At 57.1% G+C, this 17,544-nt stretch carries 13 protein-coding genes, 2 tRNA genes and 2 rRNA genes; 10 read left to right on the top strand and 7 right to left on the bottom strand.

The annotated features are described in order from the left end of the window. Positions 1 to 51 precede the first annotated feature (51 nt). The 7 genes from ACA079_RS27650 to ACA079_RS27620 all read left to right on the top strand — a co-directional run bounded on the left by ACA079_RS27650 (position 52) and on the right by ACA079_RS27620 (position 7,361). Positions 52 to 128: transfer RNA gene (locus tag ACA079_RS27650), tRNA-Ile, on the top strand. Between the two features lie 27 nt (positions 129 to 155). Further along, positions 156 to 231, top strand: a tRNA-Ala gene (locus tag ACA079_RS27645). Between the two features lie 249 nt (positions 232 to 480). Further along, a 23S ribosomal RNA gene (locus ACA079_RS27640) occupies positions 481 to 3,372 on the top strand. A gap of 159 nt (positions 3,373 to 3,531) precedes the next feature. After that, a 5S ribosomal RNA gene (rrf, locus tag ACA079_RS27635) occupies positions 3,532 to 3,647 on the top strand. 148 nt (positions 3,648 to 3,795) lie between these two features. After that, complete coding sequence (locus ACA079_RS27630; RefSeq protein ID WP_497701625.1) at positions 3,796 to 4,455, top strand: paraquat-inducible protein A; 660 nt, start codon at positions 3,796 to 3,798, stop codon at positions 4,453 to 4,455. Next, the gene (locus tag ACA079_RS27625; protein ID WP_497701624.1) at positions 4,442 to 5,065 is read left to right on the top strand and encodes a paraquat-inducible protein A; all 624 of its coding nucleotides are present in this window, start codon (positions 4,442 to 4,444) and stop codon (positions 5,063 to 5,065) included. Before ACA079_RS27630 ends, ACA079_RS27625 begins: the two co-directional genes overlap by 14 nt. Beyond that, positions 5,058 to 7,361, top strand: a complete 2,304-nt coding sequence (locus ACA079_RS27620) for a PqiB family protein (RefSeq protein WP_497701623.1) — start codon at positions 5,058 to 5,060, stop codon at positions 7,359 to 7,361. The genes ACA079_RS27625 and ACA079_RS27620 overlap by 8 nt, the downstream gene beginning before the upstream one ends. A gap of 207 nt (positions 7,362 to 7,568) precedes the next feature. On the opposite strand, the gene mksF is transcribed toward ACA079_RS27620, so the two are convergent. From mksF to mksB, 3 genes are read right to left on the bottom strand one after another with little or no spacing between them, the layout of a single operon-like run. Beyond that, a complete protein-coding gene (mksF, locus tag ACA079_RS27615) occupies positions 7,569 to 10,409 on the bottom strand; it encodes an Mks condensin complex protein MksF (protein WP_497701622.1) in 2,841 nt (946 codons plus the stop codon). Further along, the gene (mksE, locus tag ACA079_RS27610) at positions 10,406 to 11,107 is read right to left on the bottom strand and encodes an Mks condensin complex protein MksE (protein ID WP_008145537.1); all 702 of its coding nucleotides are present in this window, start codon (positions 11,105 to 11,107) and stop codon (positions 10,406 to 10,408) included. Before mksE ends, mksF begins: the two co-directional genes overlap by 4 nt. After that, positions 11,097 to 12,374, bottom strand: coding sequence for an Mks condensin complex protein MksB (gene mksB, locus ACA079_RS27605; protein WP_162556247.1), 1,278 nt, complete (start codon positions 12,372 to 12,374; stop codon positions 11,097 to 11,099). Before mksB ends, mksE begins: the two co-directional genes overlap by 11 nt. A gap of 206 nt (positions 12,375 to 12,580) precedes the next feature. On the opposite strand from mksB, the gene ACA079_RS27600 reads away from it, so the two are divergent. Both ACA079_RS27600 and rimI read left to right on the top strand, forming a co-directional pair. Then, entirely contained in the window at positions 12,581 to 13,330 is a 750-nt protein-coding gene (locus ACA079_RS27600; RefSeq protein WP_497704389.1) for an energy transducer TonB, read from the top strand. Next, a complete protein-coding gene (gene rimI, locus ACA079_RS27595) occupies positions 13,323 to 13,775 on the top strand; it encodes a ribosomal protein S18-alanine N-acetyltransferase (protein ID WP_008145534.1) in 453 nt (150 codons plus the stop codon). Before ACA079_RS27600 ends, rimI begins: the two co-directional genes overlap by 8 nt. A gap of 126 nt (positions 13,776 to 13,901) precedes the next feature. On the opposite strand, the gene ACA079_RS27590 is transcribed toward rimI, so the two are convergent. Beyond that, positions 13,902 to 14,306 carry a serine kinase/phosphatase gene (locus ACA079_RS27590; protein ID WP_497701621.1) on the bottom strand — a complete coding sequence of 135 codons (405 nt, stop codon included), beginning with the start codon at positions 14,304 to 14,306 and terminating at the stop codon, positions 13,902 to 13,904. A gap of 152 nt (positions 14,307 to 14,458) precedes the next feature. Here ACA079_RS27590 and can point away from each other — a divergent pair, with 152 nt between their 5' ends. Beyond that, positions 14,459 to 15,103, top strand: coding sequence for a carbonate dehydratase (gene can / locus ACA079_RS27585; RefSeq protein WP_033061212.1), 645 nt, complete (start codon positions 14,459 to 14,461; stop codon positions 15,101 to 15,103). Positions 15,104 to 15,109: 6 nt separating this feature from the next. On the opposite strand, the gene ACA079_RS27580 is transcribed toward can, so the two are convergent. The 3 genes from ACA079_RS27580 to ACA079_RS27570 all read right to left on the bottom strand — a co-directional run bounded on the left by ACA079_RS27580 (position 15,110) and on the right by ACA079_RS27570 (position 17,444). Next, the gene (locus ACA079_RS27580) at positions 15,110 to 15,634 is read right to left on the bottom strand and encodes an SET domain-containing protein-lysine N-methyltransferase (RefSeq protein ID WP_497701620.1); all 525 of its coding nucleotides are present in this window, start codon (positions 15,632 to 15,634) and stop codon (positions 15,110 to 15,112) included. A 144-nt stretch (positions 15,635 to 15,778) separates the two neighbouring features. Beyond that, on the bottom strand, positions 15,779 to 16,951 hold the full coding sequence (locus tag ACA079_RS27575) for a hypothetical protein (protein ID WP_497701619.1): 1,173 nt from the start codon (positions 16,949 to 16,951) through the stop codon (positions 15,779 to 15,781). Between the two features lie 172 nt (positions 16,952 to 17,123). After that, on the bottom strand, positions 17,124 to 17,444 hold the full coding sequence (locus ACA079_RS27570) for a hypothetical protein (protein ID WP_008153466.1): 321 nt from the start codon (positions 17,442 to 17,444) through the stop codon (positions 17,124 to 17,126). Between the last annotated feature and the right edge of the window lie 100 nt (positions 17,445 to 17,544).

The raw sequence follows: 17,544 nt of genomic DNA, 5'->3' as shown, positions 1-17,544 counted from the left end.
CACGAATTGCTTGATTCATTGAAGAAGACGATAAAGAAGCAGCCCGAAATTGGGTCTGTAGCTCAGTTGGTTAGAGCGCACCCCTGATAAGGGTGAGGTCGGCAGTTCGAATCTGCCCAGACCCACCAATTTTGTGTGGGAACCTGTAGAAATACGGGGCCATAGCTCAGCTGGGAGAGCGCCTGCCTTGCACGCAGGAGGTCAACGGTTCGATCCCGTTTGGCTCCACCACTACTGCTTCTGTTTGTTGAAAGCTTAGAAATGAGCATTCCATCGTAGGATGGTGAATGTTGATTTCTAGTCTTTGGATTAGATCGTTCTTTAAAAATTTGGGTATGTGATAGAAAGATAGACTGGACGTTACTTTCACTGGTAACGGATCAGGCTAAGGTAAAATTTGTGAGTTGCTCTTAATTGAGTATTATCGAATTTTCGGCGAATGTCGTCTTCACAGTATAACCAGATTGCTTGGGGTTATATGGTCAAGTGAAGAAGCGCATACGGTGGATGCCTTGGCAGTCAGAGGCGATGAAAGACGTGGTAGCCTGCGAAAAGCTTCGGGGAGTCGGCAAACAGACTTTGATCCGGAGATGTCTGAATGGGGGAACCCAGCCATCATAAGATGGTTATCTTAAGCTGAATACATAGGCTTAAGAGGCGAACCAGGGGAACTGAAACATCTAAGTACCCTGAGGAAAAGAAATCAACCGAGATTCCCTTAGTAGTGGCGAGCGAACGGGGACTAGCCCTTAAGTGGCTTTGAGATTAGCGGAACGTTCTGGAAAGTACGGCCATAGTGGGTGATAGCCCTGTACGCGAAAATCTCTTAGTCATGAAATCGAGTAGGACGGAGCACGAGAAACTTTGTCTGAATATGGGGGGACCATCCTCCAAGGCTAAATACTACTGACTGACCGATAGTGAACTAGTACCGTGAGGGAAAGGCGAAAAGAACCCCGGAGAGGGGAGTGAAATAGATCCTGAAACCGTATGCGTACAAGCAGTGGGAGCCCACTTTGTTGGGTGACTGCGTACCTTTTGTATAATGGGTCAGCGACTTATTTTCAGTGGCGAGCTTAACCGAATAGGGGAGGCGTAGCGAAAGCGAGTCTTAATAGGGCGTCTAGTCGCTGGGAATAGACCCGAAACCGGGCGATCTATCCATGGGCAGGTTGAAGGTTGGGTAACACTAACTGGAGGACCGAACCGACTACCGTTGAAAAGTTAGCGGATGACCTGTGGATCGGAGTGAAAGGCTAATCAAGCTCGGAGATAGCTGGTTCTCCTCGAAAGCTATTTAGGTAGCGCCTCATGTATCACTGTAGGGGGTAGAGCACTGTTTCGGCTAGGGGGTCATCCCGACTTACCAAACCGATGCAAACTCCGAATACCTACAAGTGCCGAGCATGGGAGACACACGGCGGGTGCTAACGTCCGTCGTGAAAAGGGAAACAACCCAGACCGTCAGCTAAGGTCCCAAAGTTATGGTTAAGTGGGAAACGATGTGGGAAGGCTTAGACAGCTAGGAGGTTGGCTTAGAAGCAGCCACCCTTTAAAGAAAGCGTAATAGCTCACTAGTCGAGTCGGCCTGCGCGGAAGATGTAACGGGGCTCAAACCATACACCGAAGCTACGGGTATCACTTAGGTGATGCGGTAGAGGAGCGTTCTGTAAGCCTGTGAAGGTGAGTTGAGAAGCTTGCTGGAGGTATCAGAAGTGCGAATGCTGACATGAGTAACGACAATGGGTGTGAAAAACACCCACGCCGAAAGACCAAGGTTTCCTGCGCAACGTTAATCGACGCAGGGTTAGTCGGTCCCTAAGGCGAGGCTGAAAAGCGTAGTCGATGGAAAACAGGTTAATATTCCTGTACTTCTGGTTATTGCGATGGAGGGACGGAGAAGGCTAGGCCAGCTTGGCGTTGGTTGTCCAAGTTTAAGGTGGTAGGCTGGAATCTTAGGTAAATCCGGGATTCTAAGGCCGAGAGCTGATGACGAGTTACCCTTTGGGTGACGAAGTGGTTGATGCCATGCTTCCAAGAAAAGCTTCTAAGCTTCAGGTAACCAGGAACCGTACCCCAAACCGACACAGGTGGTTGGGTAGAGAATACCAAGGCGCTTGAGAGAACTCGGGTGAAGGAACTAGGCAAAATGGCACCGTAACTTCGGGAGAAGGTGCGCCGGTGAGGGTGAAGCATTTACTGCGTAAGCCCATGCCGGTCGAAGATACCAGGCCGCTGCGACTGTTTATTAAAAACACAGCACTCTGCAAACACGAAAGTGGACGTATAGGGTGTGACGCCTGCCCGGTGCCGGAAGGTTAATTGATGGGGTTAGCTAACGCGAAGCTCTTGATCGAAGCCCCGGTAAACGGCGGCCGTAACTATAACGGTCCTAAGGTAGCGAAATTCCTTGTCGGGTAAGTTCCGACCTGCACGAATGGCGTAACGATGGCGGCGCTGTCTCCACCCGAGACTCAGTGAAATTGAAATCGCTGTGAAGATGCAGTGTATCCGCGGCTAGACGGAAAGACCCCGTGAACCTTTACTATAGCTTTGCACTGGACTTTGAATTTGCTTGTGTAGGATAGGTGGGAGGCTTTGAAGCGTGGACGCCAGTTCGCGTGGAGCCAACCTTGAAATACCACCCTGGCAACTTTGAGGTTCTAACTCAGGTCCGTTATCCGGATCGAGGACAGTGTATGGTGGGTAGTTTGACTGGGGCGGTCTCCTCCTAAAGAGTAACGGAGGAGTACGAAGGTGCGCTCAGACCGGTCGGAAATCGGTCGTAGAGTATAAAGGCAAAAGCGCGCTTGACTGCGAGACAGACACGTCGAGCAGGTACGAAAGTAGGTCTTAGTGATCCGGTGGTTCTGTATGGAAGGGCCATCGCTCAACGGATAAAAGGTACTCCGGGGATAACAGGCTGATACCGCCCAAGAGTTCATATCGACGGCGGTGTTTGGCACCTCGATGTCGGCTCATCACATCCTGGGGCTGAAGCCGGTCCCAAGGGTATGGCTGTTCGCCATTTAAAGTGGTACGCGAGCTGGGTTTAGAACGTCGTGAGACAGTTCGGTCCCTATCTGCCGTGGACGTTTGAGATTTGAGAGGGGCTGCTCCTAGTACGAGAGGACCGGAGTGGACGAACCTCTGGTGTTCCGGTTGTCACGCCAGTGGCATTGCCGGGTAGCTATGTTCGGAATAGATAACCGCTGAAAGCATCTAAGCGGGAAACTAGCCTCAAGATGAGATCTCACTGGGACCTTGAGTCCCCTGAAGGGCCGTCGAAGACTACGACGTTGATAGGTTGGGTGTGTAAGCGCTGTGAGGCGTTGAGCTAACCAATACTAATTGCCCGTGAGGCTTGACCATATAACACCCAAGCAATTTGTGAGCTCGAAAGAGGCCAGATTGCGGTGTGTGAAGACGAAACGAACCGAAAGTTCGAGATACTCACCAAACACCAAACTATCGCATACCCATTCGCTGGAGCGTGAACCTGCAAAGGCCCACGACCTGGCTACCGAATTTCTTGACGACCATAGAGCATTGGAACCACCTGATCCCATCCCGAACTCAGCAGTGAAACGATGCATCGCCGATGGTAGTGTGGGGTTTCCCCATGTGAGAGTAGGTCATCGTCAAGATTAAATTCCGAAACCCCTATCTGCGTATGCAGGTAGGGGTTTTGTTTTGTCCGCAGGAAAGTGGCTTTCAGTTAAAGCACAAATTTGCACAGTTATTTTCGATCCATGACACTAGAATAGGTCCAACTTTTTCGGAGCCAGAGCCTTTATGCCAGATCCGGTTGACGCCCCAGGGCTGTCAGAATTACCGCTGGACGACTTGGTAGCGTGTCATGAGTGCGACTTGCTGATGCGCAAGCCCGAACTCGCCCATGGCGAGAAAGCGCTCTGTCCGCGCTGCGGCTACGAGCTCTACGCCCATCGGCATAACGTCGTACAGCGCAGTCTCGCGTTGGTTCTCGCCGCTCTGTTGTTGTATATCCCGGCGAACTTTTTACCCATCATGCAGCTCCATCTACTCGGGCAGTCATCGCACGACACCGTCTGGAGTGGCGTTGTTGGCCTGTTCGATACCGGAATGCAGGGCGTTGCAGTCGTGGTGTTTCTCTGCAGCATGGGAATCCCGCTGCTCAAGTTGCTTTGCCAACTGGTTGTACTGCTGAGTATTCGTTTTGATATCGGACGCAGTTACGGCCTGTTGCTCTACCGCATTTATCACCATTTACGCGATTGGGGGATGCTCGAGGTCTACCTCATGGGCGTACTGGTGGCGATCGTCAAACTGGCAGATATGGCAGCAATTAGCGTCGGGCTTGGCCTGGCGTGCTTTATCGGTTTGTTGTTGGTTCAGGTCTGGTTGGAGGTTGTGATGTCTCCCCATCAGATCTGGCAGGCTTTATCAGGAGAGGATGCCCATGCGGGCGATTGATGCAGGCATTCTGATTTGCGCCGAATGCCATGAATTGAACAAGCAGGAAGCGGACACCGACGAGCAGATTTGCACCCGTTGCGGTGCGCTGGTTCACGCCCGTCGCCCGAACAGCGTGATGCGTACCTGGGCGTTGCTGGTTACCGCGGCGGTTCTCTACATCCCTGCCAACGTGCTGCCGATCATGACCGTCAGTTCACTGGGGCAGGGCGATCCCAGCACCATCATGTCCGGTGTGATCCAACTGGTTCAACACGGCATGATTCCAATCGCTGCCGTGGTTTTTATCGCCAGTATCCTGGTACCAACGTTCAAATTGGTGGGCATTGCACTGCTGCTGTTTTCCGTGCAACGCCGCCAGCCACTGTCGGCTCGCCAGCGCATTTGGATGTACCGCTTTATTGAGTTCATTGGGCGCTGGTCAATGCTCGATATTTTTGTGATTGCCATCCTGGTGGCGGTTGTGAATTTCGGACGGCTTGCCAGCGTCGAAGCCAATCTTGGCGCCATCGCTTTCGCCAGTGTGGTGATTCTGACGATGCTTGCCGCAGTAACTTTCGATCCCCGACTGATTTGGGATAACACGGAGTCGGACGACGACCATGACTGATTTGCCTACAGCAAAAACCCGACCGGCCTCGAACTGGTCAGCTATTTGGGTGTTGCCCCTGATTGCCCTGATCATCGGCGGCTGGCTTGGCTGGCGTGCCTACAACGAGACCGGCATCGAGATTCAGGTGCGTTTCGAAAGTGGTGAAGGCATTCAGGCCAACAAGACCGAAGTCGTCTACAAAGGCATGTCGGTGGGTAAGGTAAAGACCCTCAAACTTGATGACGAAGGCAACTCCAAAGGCGTGATCGCCACCGTCGAAATGAACAAGGACGTGGAGCCATACCTGCGGACCAGCACCCGTTTCTGGCTGGTTAAGCCGAGCGTGACGCTGGCCGGCATCACTGGCCTGGAGACACTGGTCTCGGGTAACTACGTGGCGATAAGCCCGGGCGAAGGTGAGCCGACTCGCAAGTTCAAAGCCTTGGCCGAAGAGCCGCCGCTGTCGGACGCCCAGCCCGGTCTACACCTGACCATCAAGGCTGATCGCCTCGGTTCACTCAATCGCGGTAGCCCGGTGTTCTATAAGCAGATCAGGGTCGGCCAGATCAAAAGTTATCTGCTGTCCGAAGACCAAAGCACCGTCGAACTCAAAGTGTTCATCGAACCGACTTACGCCAAGCTTGTGCGCAAACACACGCGTTTCTGGAACGCCAGCGGCATCAGCATCGACGCCAACCTGTCGGGTGTGAAAGTGCGCAGCGAGTCCCTGGCGAGCATCGTCGCAGGCGGTATCGCGTTCGCCACGCCGGAGAACCGCAAGGACAGTCCGCCCACCGATCCGAGTCTGCCATTCCGTCTCTACGAAGATTTCGATGCCGCCGCCGCCGGTATTCGGGTCAAGGTCAAACTCAGCGATTTCGAAGGAATGCAGGCGGGTCGCACACCGGTTATGTACAAAGGTATCCAGGTCGGCAATCTGAAAGCGCTCAAGATCGATCCTGATCTATCCAGTGCCACCGCCGAATTGACCCTCGATCCACTGGCTGAAGATTACCTGGTCGAAGGCACCCAGTTCTGGGTGGTCAAACCGTCGATCTCGCTCGCCGGTATCACCGGTCTCGAAGCGTTGGTTAAAGGTAACTACATCGCCGTGCGTCCAGGAGACAAAGGCGCCGCACCGCAGCGCGAGTTTGTGGCACGGCCGAAGGCACCGCCGCTCGACTTGCGTGCACCGGGATTGCACCTGGTGCTGTTCACCGAAAACCTCGGTTCGCTGGAGGTCGGCAGCCCGATTCTCTACAAGCAGGTCAAGGTCGGTTCGGTCCAGAGCTATCAGTTCTCGCGCACCAAAAAACAGCTGGTGATTGGTGTACACATCGAGAAGGAATACGAAGGGCTGGTCAACGCCTCGACACGGTTCTGGAATGCCAGCGGCATCACGCTGACCGGTGGACTGACCGGCGGAATCCAGGTCAAAAGTGAGTCGCTGCAAAGCCTGATGGCCGGCGGCATTGCCTTCGAAACCCCGGAAGCCAAGGCGCCGTTGCAGAAGCGGATTCCGCGTTTCCGTCTGTTCGCCAGCCATGACGAAGCCAACCAGAAAGGCGCCGTGGTCACGATCAAGGTTGATCGCGCCGATGGCTTGCGCAACGGCACACCTGTGAGATTCAAAGGCCTGGATGTCGGCAAAATTGAAGACGTCGACCTCACGGATGACCTGCAATCGGTAATGCTGACCGCAAGAATCACCGAAGTGCCGGAGCGTATCGCTCGGGTCGGCAGTCAGTTCTGGGTGGTCAAACCCGAACTGGGTCTGATCAAGACGTCCAACCTCGAAACGCTGGTCACTGGCCAATACATCGAAGTGCAACCGGCCGCGAAGAACCTCGGTCCGCAGAAAAATTTCGTGGCCCTGACCAATCCACCGGAAACTGCTAAACAAGAAGCCGGTTTGAGTCTCGTGTTGAGCGCTGCCCGCCGTGGTTCGCTGAAAACAGGTGTGCCGGTCACTTATCGCGAAATCACCGTGGGCAAGGTGACAGGCTATGAACTCGGCCAGACGGCGGATCGTGTGTTGGTGCACATCCTGATCGAGCCGAAGTACGCGCCGTTGGTGCGCAGCGGCACGCGTTTCTGGAACTCCAGTGGTTTTGGATTTGATTACGGCTTGTTCAAAGGGGCGACGATGCGTACCGAATCGCTGGAAACGCTGATTCAGGGCGGCATCGCTTTCGCCACGCCGGACGGCGAGCGCATGGGCAGTCCGGCGCGAGCTGAGCAAACGTTTCCGCTGTTCGATAAGTTCGAAGACGAATGGCTGACCTGGGCACCGAAGATTTCAATCGGCAAGTAGTATTCGTGGTGCCTGTGCTGCCGCCATCGCGAGCAAGCTCGCTCCCACAAGTGACCGCGTTCTTTCATGAGAATGCGATCAAAATGTGGGAGCGAGCTTGGTCCGGGCGGCGTTCCGACGATGGGGCCATCAAAGCCACTGAGAGTCGTCAATAAAAAAGGCCGCAATCCAATGGATCGCGGCCTTTTTCGTATCTAACGGTTTAACTCAGACCGCATCCAGCTCCGGTTCATCCGCTTCAACGATAACGGCAGCTTTCACTTCATCGTGGCGACGGATGTACTTCCAGTCCGCCTCGTCGATGTAGATCCCGTTCGGGCCGCTGCCGCCTTCCAGGTCGATGGCGACACTGGCGCAGACCTGTGGCTTCACACTCGCCAGGATCGGTACGAAGCCCAGTTGCAGGCTGGTTTCCAACAGCGCTGCCTGGTTCTTCTCGTCGATATCCGCTGCCTCGTCGAGGTAGTACGGCAGGCGCACGCGACCGGCCTGGTCGCGGTCCATCAAGTGCAGCAACAAGTACATGTTGGTCAGCGCCTTGATGGTCATGGTGGTGCCGTTGGATGCCGCGCCGTCGATGTCGGTGTGGATCACCGGCTGACCGTTGACCTTGGTGATCTCGAACGCCAGTTCGAACAAGTCCTTGAGGCCGAGCTGGTTGTGGTTCGCCGCGACCAGACGCGCCAGATACTCCTTGGCTTCTTCGTTCTTGTTGTCCTGATCGGCGCTTTGGCTCAGGTCGAAGACCGAAAGGGTTTCGCCTTCTTCATACTGACCGGCGCTGTGGATGATCTGGTCGATATGCTTGAGCGCTTCCTTGTTCGGGGCCAGCACGATGCGGAAGCTTTGCAGGTTGGAGACCTGACGCTTGTTGATCTCGCGGTTGAACAACGCCAGTTGATGCTCGAGGCTGTCGTAGTCGCTGCGGATGTTGCGCAGGGTCCGGGCGATGTCGGTAACGGCCGCACGACGCGCTTTGCCGAGGGTCAGCGCTTCGTCGGTGCGGTGAGCGTAAGCGTTGATCAGCAGTTGCAGGCGACGCTCCATATCGTCTTCGCTGTCGAACTTGGCCACACCCTTGAGGCGGACCTGAGCGTACAGCGCCTCGATCTGACCATCGCTGCGCTGCAAACCCTGCCAACTGTCCTGATAGTCATTGAGCAGTGGCAGCAGGTTGTCCATGGAATCGTCGATCGGGTCCATGAATGGCGTGCCGAACGGCAAGTCTGCCGGCAACAGCTGACGGCGGCGCAGGGCGTCGTCGAGGGTGCGTTGCTTGGCTTCCATGTCGCCGATCTGCCGGCCGACCAGTTGCAGTTTGGCCGACAGTTGCTGGACGCGTTCGGTGAAGGCGTCGCTGGAACGCTTCAACTCGTCCTGCGCCGCTTCCATCTGAGCCAGTTGTTCCAGCTTGTCGCCTTCTTCGGCGCTCAGTGTTTGCGCGCGGCGGAAATCTTCCAAAGCTTTCTGCGCATCCAGCACTTGCTGGTACAGCGCTTCGGTCTGGGTCTTGCTCGCGGCGCGGTCGGCGGCCACGGCAGCTTGAGTTTTCAGTTGCTTGAGTTCTTTGTCCAGACGCTCTTTCTGATCGCGCAATGCTGCGCGGTCAGCCAGGGCTTGCAGGGCCGGCGGCTCGATGTGCGAGATGTCGATGGACAGGCCCGGCACTTCGAAACGCTCGCCCTTGAAGCCGTCGAGGATCAGTTCCATGGATTTGACCCACTGACCGTCCTCGTCCAGCGTAATACCGTGCTCACCCAGCGGCAGGCTGAACAATGCGCTGTTGAACAAACGCATCAGGCGCTCGACGTCCTGTTGCGAGAATTCTTCGCGCAGACGGGCATAGCTGTTGTTGTCGGCGTGATCGAGTTGCTGCTTGACCGACTTCAGGCGTTTTTCCAGATCCCGCAGACGCTCTTCCAGATCTTCGGCAGAGAACTGCCGCGACTGCGCCAGCGCACCGGCCAGTTCATCGTGCGCGTCCTTGGCCGCGAGCAGTTGCTGCTCAAGCACTTTGACGTCAGTGACCAAGGCGAAGCGATGTTTGAGCACCGACAACTCGCCGAGCCAGCGCTGGATGCCGGAAATTTCCCGCTCCAGACGCATCAGTTCCTGAGTGCCGCCGCGCTGATCGTTTTGCAGCGCGTCTTGCTCGTTGCGGTAATGCTCGGCCTGAATCGTCAGCTCTTCCTTGCGCGCACTGGCGTAGTCCGACCAGGTGCCAAGCAGGGAGTCGAGCAGCGGCGAGATCCGGTGCAGTTTGCCGCGCAGGATGTTGCGCTGGGTCACGCCTGCCGCAAGGGCTTCGACCAATGGGCCGGCAGTGACCAGCGAGTTGTAGTCCTGCTCCATGCGTCGTACATCGCGGAACGCTTCTTCGCACGCGGCGATGTAGTCGACGCTGCCGGAACGCAGGCTGTGTTCGAACGCATCGAGAAACAACTGCTTGAGCTTGGCCGCGGTGATTTCGCGCATGTGCAGCAGGTTGATGAACAGTGCGCGGAAGGTCTTCAGGCTCTGCTCGCTGGTGGAGCGAAGCGGGATCAGCGTCAGGTCCAGCGGAATCGAAGTGTGACCGCCGACCAGCAATCGGCGCAGTTCATCCGGCTTGAGTTCGTAGGCTTTCAGGCCTTCGCGCTCAAGGTTGGTGAACAATTCTTTCTGACGCAGGCAGGTGTCGTTTTTCTGGTAATGGGCCAGATCCAGTTTGCCGGCGTAGGCAAAGAACTGGTGACCGAAACCACCGCCCGGGCCGCGACCGACCACGCCAATGACGTGAGGGCCGTGGGGCAGGGACACTTCGACCAGGATGTAGCTGGTGTCCGACGCGAAGTAGAATCGCCGGGATTGTTCCAGGCTGTACTTGCCGAAACTCATGTCAGACATGCGCGCCAGGATCGGGAACTGCAACGCGTTAATGGAGGCGGATTTGCCGAGGTTGTTCGCGCCGTAAACCGACAACGGTTCTTCCAGCGGGAACAGGCCGAGGCTGTAACCGGCGGTGTTCAAAAGGGCGAAGCGGCGAATGCCGTAGCGTTCCTTGCTCATGCGTCGGTCTCCTGTTCTTCGGCAATGGCGCGAGCCATGGCGTCTTCTTCGCTTTCTTCAGCGAAGTCGCTGAGATCGAGCGGGTCATCGGTTTCCAAAAGCTTTTCGTCGCTGTCGTCATCGATCAGCACCGGAACCGGCAATGGCAAGACGCTGTGCAGGCTGGCGGCCAGATCGCGATCCTGCTGGACCGACAGGCAGACATCGAGGAAACGGTGCATCGGCGGCAGGAAGCGGTAAATGCCGTTTTCTTCGCCGGCGAAACCGAGCTGGGTCATGCGGCGCATGATCTTTTCTTCCAGCTCTTCGACGGTCTGCACCTCGGCCTGAATGAACAGGTCGCGGTACTTTTCCAGCAAGGAAGGCAGTTCATCACGGCCGAGGCTGCCACCGTCGAGCACGGCGACTGGATCGCGGCCCTGATCGGCCAGGTGCTCGACGAGAATGAAGGTGAACAGCGCCAGACGTTGTGCGGTCTTGTTCACTGCTGCGGCGGCGAGGTCCGGCACGAAGTAGTAGAAACCACGGGTATCGCAGACCAGTTCAAAGCCCAATGCCTTGAACAGCGTGCGGTACTGGTCCTGGAAATTCGACAGTTGCGCGTACAGCTCCGGATCGCGGCGGCTGACGTGATAGCCCTTGAACAGCTCGCGAAAGATCGGCGCCAGCTGGGACAGTTCGTTTAGATCAAGATGCATGTGGGGTGCTCGCAGAATCCTCGGCGGCGGTGTCGCGGGCCGAGAGCAGGGCGAAGGAGCGCAGGCTGACCTGGTGCTCATGAGTGTGGTAATCGCGGCGTTCCAGACGCTCGCGTGTGAAGCGTTTTTCCCGCGACAGACGCGAGAACCAGTAAAGCAATTCGTCGGTAGCGCCGTCCGGCTCCTGCTCCAGCAACCAGGTCATCAGGTCCGGCATCGGCAGGGCGTCTTCGCAACGTTCGAGCATTTCCCGAACCGTGCGTGGGGCGCGCGGCGCTTCGCCTTTCTGCGTTTTGTGCGCCTTGGGGAAGCGCGCCGGTTTCGGCTCGAAACGCGCCAGGGCGTAAACGTAGGCTTCGACTTGACTGGCACTGCCGAGGAAGGTGCTTTGCGGTCGGGTGAACATCGGCATCGCCGCTTGTGGCACCGCATCGATGCCTTTGCGACGAATGGCCGACAAGGCCAGCGCCGCGCCACGGGTCACAGCGTTGTGCCGACGGGCTTCTTCTCGCAGCGGCAGCAACAGCTCGCGGGCGTGACGCAAGGTCAGTTGAGCGCTGGTCTGCATTTCGAGGATGCGCGCATGGGTGCGCAGCAGCATGTCGTCATCGACCAGATGGCCAAGGCGCTGCTGCTCGGTGAGCATCTTCAGCAGCACGTTCTCGACCTTGCGCACGCCTTGTTCGAAGGCGCCGTCGGCGTTCACCAACTGAATCATCGGCTCGACATATTCGTCCCAGGTCGCCAGTACTTCGGCGTAGCGCTGACGCAGCGGGATTTGCCGGTCGCTGGTCTTGGCCCGCTCGGCGACGGCCACCAGGGCCTGTTCGTCGTTGGCGAGTTTCTTCAATACGTCCCGTACGCGCATGTCGAGCAGGCGCAACTGGCGCGCCAGGTCGTGGCCGTCGCGGATGTCGAAGGCGTCCTGGATATAACCGGCCAGACGCTCGAGATGGCGCAGATAGGCTTCGATCTCCAGGCACAGGCCCAGACGGTGCTCACGGCGCAGGTAGGCGAGGAAGTCGTGAATCTGCGCGTTGAGCTCGAAACGGTTCGGGCTTTTCGCCACGGGAACCAGAATGTCGAGGCGGATCCACACGTCCAGCAGGCTGGTGATGTCCTGCGGCGTACTGTCCAGTTGCTGGGCGGCCAACTGTGAACGCAGTTCGTTGAGGCTCAAGGTGCCTTGGTCGAAGTGCTCGCACAGTGGCTCCAGAAGTGCCCAGTGTTCAGCGAGGGCGCGCAAGACGCGCTTGGGTTCGATCATCGGAATGGCCGGCTGGTTGACGATTAAAAGTCGCGATTGTACTGCATCACGCCCGTTGCGATTCACTCTCGGGACGGACAGTTGGCTTTCTATCGATCAAGCGTGGGCGATCTTGAGCGAAGGGCGGTAGAATCACCGCACTTTAGTTATCCACAAGTGGCCGACCTTTGCTTATCGAGTCCCGTCGCCGCGCTTATTTGACCGCCATGCAGGTGGTCAACTGGCTGCCGCGCACTGAATTGCCCTTTGCTGCGCCTTCGCGGCCCGAATTGCTGGAGATGCCCGAGCCGTTGGTCGTCGCGCCGGTTGCTCCGGTTGCGCCCGCGCCGGTGGCTGATTCCCCCGTGGAACCTGTGGCCAAACCGGCCGAACGGGTGAAAATCGAGGTGCCACGGCCGTCGCTGGCCAGCACACGCACGAATGCCAAGGTTGAAGAAGAGGCCGCTCCGGTTGTGGCCAAGGCGCCAGTCGTGCCGCCACCGCGTTTCGCTCTGCAATTGCTGCGGGCCGGGCGTTGCCTGCTGCTGGTGGAGTTACCCACAGGCGAATCCTTCCAGACCCGCGACCCCGCCTATCTGTTGCTCAAAGACATGCTGCGCGCCGCCGGTCTGCCGGACAGCCCGCAGATCGTCGGCGAGCCGGTGCGTTGGCCGCTGTTGTCTCGGGGCACCATGGATCAAGGTCCGGAAGCGGCTCGCGACTTCGTGCAAGGTTTTCTCTCGGCCCGGCTGGAAGACGCACCGTGCGTCTGCGTGTGGCTGATCGGTCTGCCGGCGGTGCGGTTCGCCGGTGAAGCGAACGCCGAATCCTTCAACCGTGAACTCCAGGTCGAAGGCCTGGGCTCGGTCTGGGCCCTGCCGGGTCTGGAATTATTAATGGAAGAGCCACAGCGTAAGGCTGATGTCTGGCAAGCCATGCGTCGGCTGATGGCGCGCTGGAAAGAATCGAATGAGTGACGCTGTATCGTTCCGCCCGATGACCGAGGCGGACCTGGACGCTGTACTGAAAATCGAATACGCGGCTTACAGCCATCCCTGGACTCGCGGGATTTTTCTCGATGGGCTGGGTAAATATCAGATATGGCTGATGTTTGAAGGCCAGCAGCAGGTCGGCCACGGGGTGGTGCAGATCATCCTTGATGAAGCGCATCTGCTGAACATCACCGTCAAACCGGAAAACCAGGGTCGTGGCCTGGGCTTGACGTTGCTGGAGCATTTGATGTCCCGGGCGTATGACGCCAAGGCGCGGGAGTGTTTTCTGGAAGTGCGCGACAGCAACCGTGGCGCGTTCAAGTTGTATGAGCGTTATGGGTTTAACGAGATTGGTCGGCGGCGCGATTACTACCCGGCAGTGGGCGGGCGGGAAGATGCGGTGGTGATGGCCTGCACTTTGGTCGATTGAATAGCGATCCCGTGTAGGAGCTGCCGAAGGCTGCGATCTTTTGATCTTTTGTTGTCGCGACACAGGAAGGTCAAAAGATCGCAGCCTTCGGCAGCTCCTACATTCCGATCCTCTCAGACAGATAGATCAACGATTACCGTCCATCGGATCCCGCTGCGCCAGTTCCTCTTCATCCAGTCCATTACCACCGCCAATGTCGTCTTCATCGACAATGCTCAAATCCCAATCGGCCTGGCCACCTTCACCCGCTTCGTGGGCATCCCGTGCGCCGTCTTCATGAATCAGGGTTTCCGGGCTCATGTCGTCGTCGGTGGACTCATGGTCATCGGTCGAGGCCCCGGTCATGCCGGCTTCACGTACGCGTTCCCGAGGCATCAGGCGTTCACGCTCCGCTTGCGTCAGCTCGTCGCCGATTTTGGCGCTGGGTTCTTCCTCGTCGAAATCCAGCTCATGCATCGAACCCATGCGGTCTTCGTTGTCATCGATGGGCTCGGGTTGCACCGCATCGTAAGGACGTCGTGATTCAGTCATGGCAATTCCTCATACTGTAGGCCTTACTAGGGTGGACCCCCTGGGCTGCTGAGAATTCCTCCGGCATGGAAAACCGGGTTTCTGCATCTGGCGCGTGACCCCGACAGATGGTTGTCTGTCATAGAAGCGCATCATTCTCGAGGCTTCATTGCATGAACGAATTACAAGATCTGATTGATAACAACGAGCGCTGGGCTGACGCGATCACCAAAGAAGATCCTGATTTCTTCGCCAAGCTGGCCCGTCAGCAAACCCCGGAATACCTGTGGATCGGTTGCTCCGACGCCCGGGTGCCGGCGAACGAGATCGTCGGCATGCTGCCCGGCGATCTGTTTGTACACCGCAATGTGGCCAACGTGGTGCTGCACACCGACCTCAACTGCCTGTCGGTGATTCAGTACGCGGTCGACGTGCTGAAGGTCAAACACATCCTCGTTACCGGCCACTATGGCTGCGGCGGCGTGCGCGCCTCGATGCAGGACCGTCAGCTGGGCCTGATCGACGGCTGGCTGCGCTCGATTCGCGATCTGTATTATGAGAAACGCGAAGAACTCGCCAAATTGCCCACTGAAGAAGAGCGGGTCGACCGCCTCTGCGAATACAACGTGATCCAGCAAGTGGCCAACGTCGGGCACACCAGCATTGTGCAAAATGCCTGGCACCGCGGGCAGAGCCTGTCTGTTCACGGCTGCATCTATGGCATCAAGGACGGTCGCTGGAAAAGCCTGAACGCCACCATCAGCGGTTTCGAGCAATTGCCGCCGCAATACCGTCTGCGTCCGGTCGAGACGTTGTAACGCCCTTCAACATAGACTTCGCCGGCGCCAGTGCTGCAGAAACAACTGGCCGTCGGCGTTCGGCGGTTCATCGTAGCCGGTGATCCAGCCTCGGCAGTCGAACGAGCCGCACTGGCAGGCGAACTGACGCAGGAGTTTGTCTTCGGTGGACGCGTAGTCCATCGTCAGTTGGTCGCCTTTTTTGATGTCCTTCAGCGCCCACAACCACAGCTCGCTCATGTCGAGAAATACGTTTGGGTCGCAGGAGTGTCGCAGCAGCCCGCAGAAGCGCGGGTCGTAGACATGGATGCCACGGGCCAGTTGCCGGGTATGCCGGCACCGATAAGGCAGCAGATGCCCCGAAGCCCGACAAATTCGGCTGATGCGTGGAAATTCCCGAAGTACTGCGACGGCTGCCGCCGATCCGTTGGTGTTGTCGATAATCTCGAAGTCGGCCCTGGAGGGGAATCCAAGGCGAACGGGCAGCTCCGCAAATGGATAAATTCCATCGGGAGGTTTTGCGAGCGTCTCGTGCGGGGCGTGGGTTTTCATAACGATCCTTGTCGGCTGGGTGCTGCGACCTCCATCAGCTGACGATCCTGTCAGCTCTGCAGCACATGGGTACGACTCAAGCCTCTCGCAAATGAAACGGCGGGTCTACTGTCATAACTGACAGTAGACCCGCCGTTCATCGTTTTACAGCGGAGGGACAGGGATCGCAGTCGCGGGTACCGGAGCTTTCAGCTGTTTGAGCTGAGTTTTGATCGGTGCCGTCGCGCACTTGGCCACGGCTTTTTCGGGCGTCAGGTTGCGGATCGAGGTATAGAACAGCTCGCAGGTTTTTTCTGCCTGGGCCACTTGCCAGGTTTGGGTGCAACTTCTCAGTTCAATGTCGGGATTACTGTCCGGTTGGCGGCCCATGGCGGCCTGCCAGCACGCGGCACTCAAATCCTGACCCATGACTTTAAGGCCAGCCGCGTCGGCCTTGGCCTGGGCATCGTTGCCGGTATAGCTTTCCGGGTCGGCGGCGTACCAAATGTAGCTTGGGTGGTTGGAACCCAGCACAGGCACTTTCACCCCGTCGCTCGGACTGATGCTGACCAGGCCCAGCACGTTCACGGTCGGCCCGTATTGCTGCTTGATCCAGTTACGCACCGGCGCGCCAAAGGCGACCATCGGCAACGCCTCACCACTGGCGTTCCGGCTGAGTTGCTTGACCATCGTGGTCTGGTAGTCCTTGAAGTAGTCGTAGACACCTTCCAGATCCTTGCCGGCGTTGGACGGTGCGGCAATCGGTGCGATGTCGATGATGGTCTGGTAGCCCGCAGTCTGATCGGCCGGAATTCCGTTGACAGTCAGCAGTGTGGCCCAGCGATCGGTGGTGGCGGATCGCAGGTAATCCTGAGCCTGGGTCAACGAATAGTCTGGCGGGAAGTGCAACAGTTCAACGCTTTTGCGGTTTTCCAGAGCCATGCCCAGTGGCAGGAACAGATACCAGCTGTAAGCCCACTTGCCATCGGCATTCAGCTTGCTGGCGCCGGTATAGGCCAGATCACCGGCATCGAGTAACGCCGCCAACGGCTTTTCATAGCCACGGGGTACGCCGCTGATTTCGGCATAGAGTTGATTGTTATCGGTTTTCACCAGCACTTTCGCCGCGCTGTAACCATCGCGCTGCACGCTTTGGGTCAGGTAATGCTCGACCGTTTGCTCCAGCGTCCAGTTGCGGAAGCAGATCACGTTGCAGTTGTTGGGATAGGCGAACAGGCGGGTGACGCGTTCGGTACTGCCCAGCTTCAGGTCGACATCGGCATGGGCGGCGGCACTCAGGGTGAGGGCCGCGAGGGTGAGGCCAGCGAATTTGAACATGCTCAGATCCTTTTCAGCGTGGTCCCGTTGATTGGGCTACGCGCCATACTGGATCAGCGGCGTTACACAGAACAGTGTGTGCGTGTAGTTTTTTTGCGTAGAGCCTGCGGTGTGTATGCCAGGGGAGTCCGGCCCGGGCTTGATGTCTATGGGCCGGATGGAGGTTTAAGCGTTACAACAGCTTGAGTGCCAGATGAGTACCGGCGCGCAAGTACTCGACCTGTGCAAATACGGCATCCTTGACGATGGCCTCTCCTGTATCGGTCAGTTTGGCTTTTTTGGCATCAATGATGGACGTTTGCGTTAGTTGCATCACTACATCCATCGCTTTTTGAAGGGCGGTCAAATTGTTGTGCTGGCCGAACTCACGGACGACAGCGTCCATACGACGATCTGCATCATCACGCAGCTTTTTATATTCAACGACTGAAACCCTACCGTCCTGGTAAATCTCGTTAATCATCTCTTCCAGCGTTTTCGAAATTAAAGACATGTGTTTGTTCATCCTTGGTCAGTGCTGTCTTACTTTAAGAATTTTGTGAGCTGTCGGAGTTTACTCAGCGATTTATAGGTTGGAGATAAGAACTCTCCGG

It is taken from the genome of Pseudomonas sp. LBUM1645, assembly GCF_059716185.1.
This window is presented reverse-complemented; position numbering and strand designations above follow the sequence as displayed.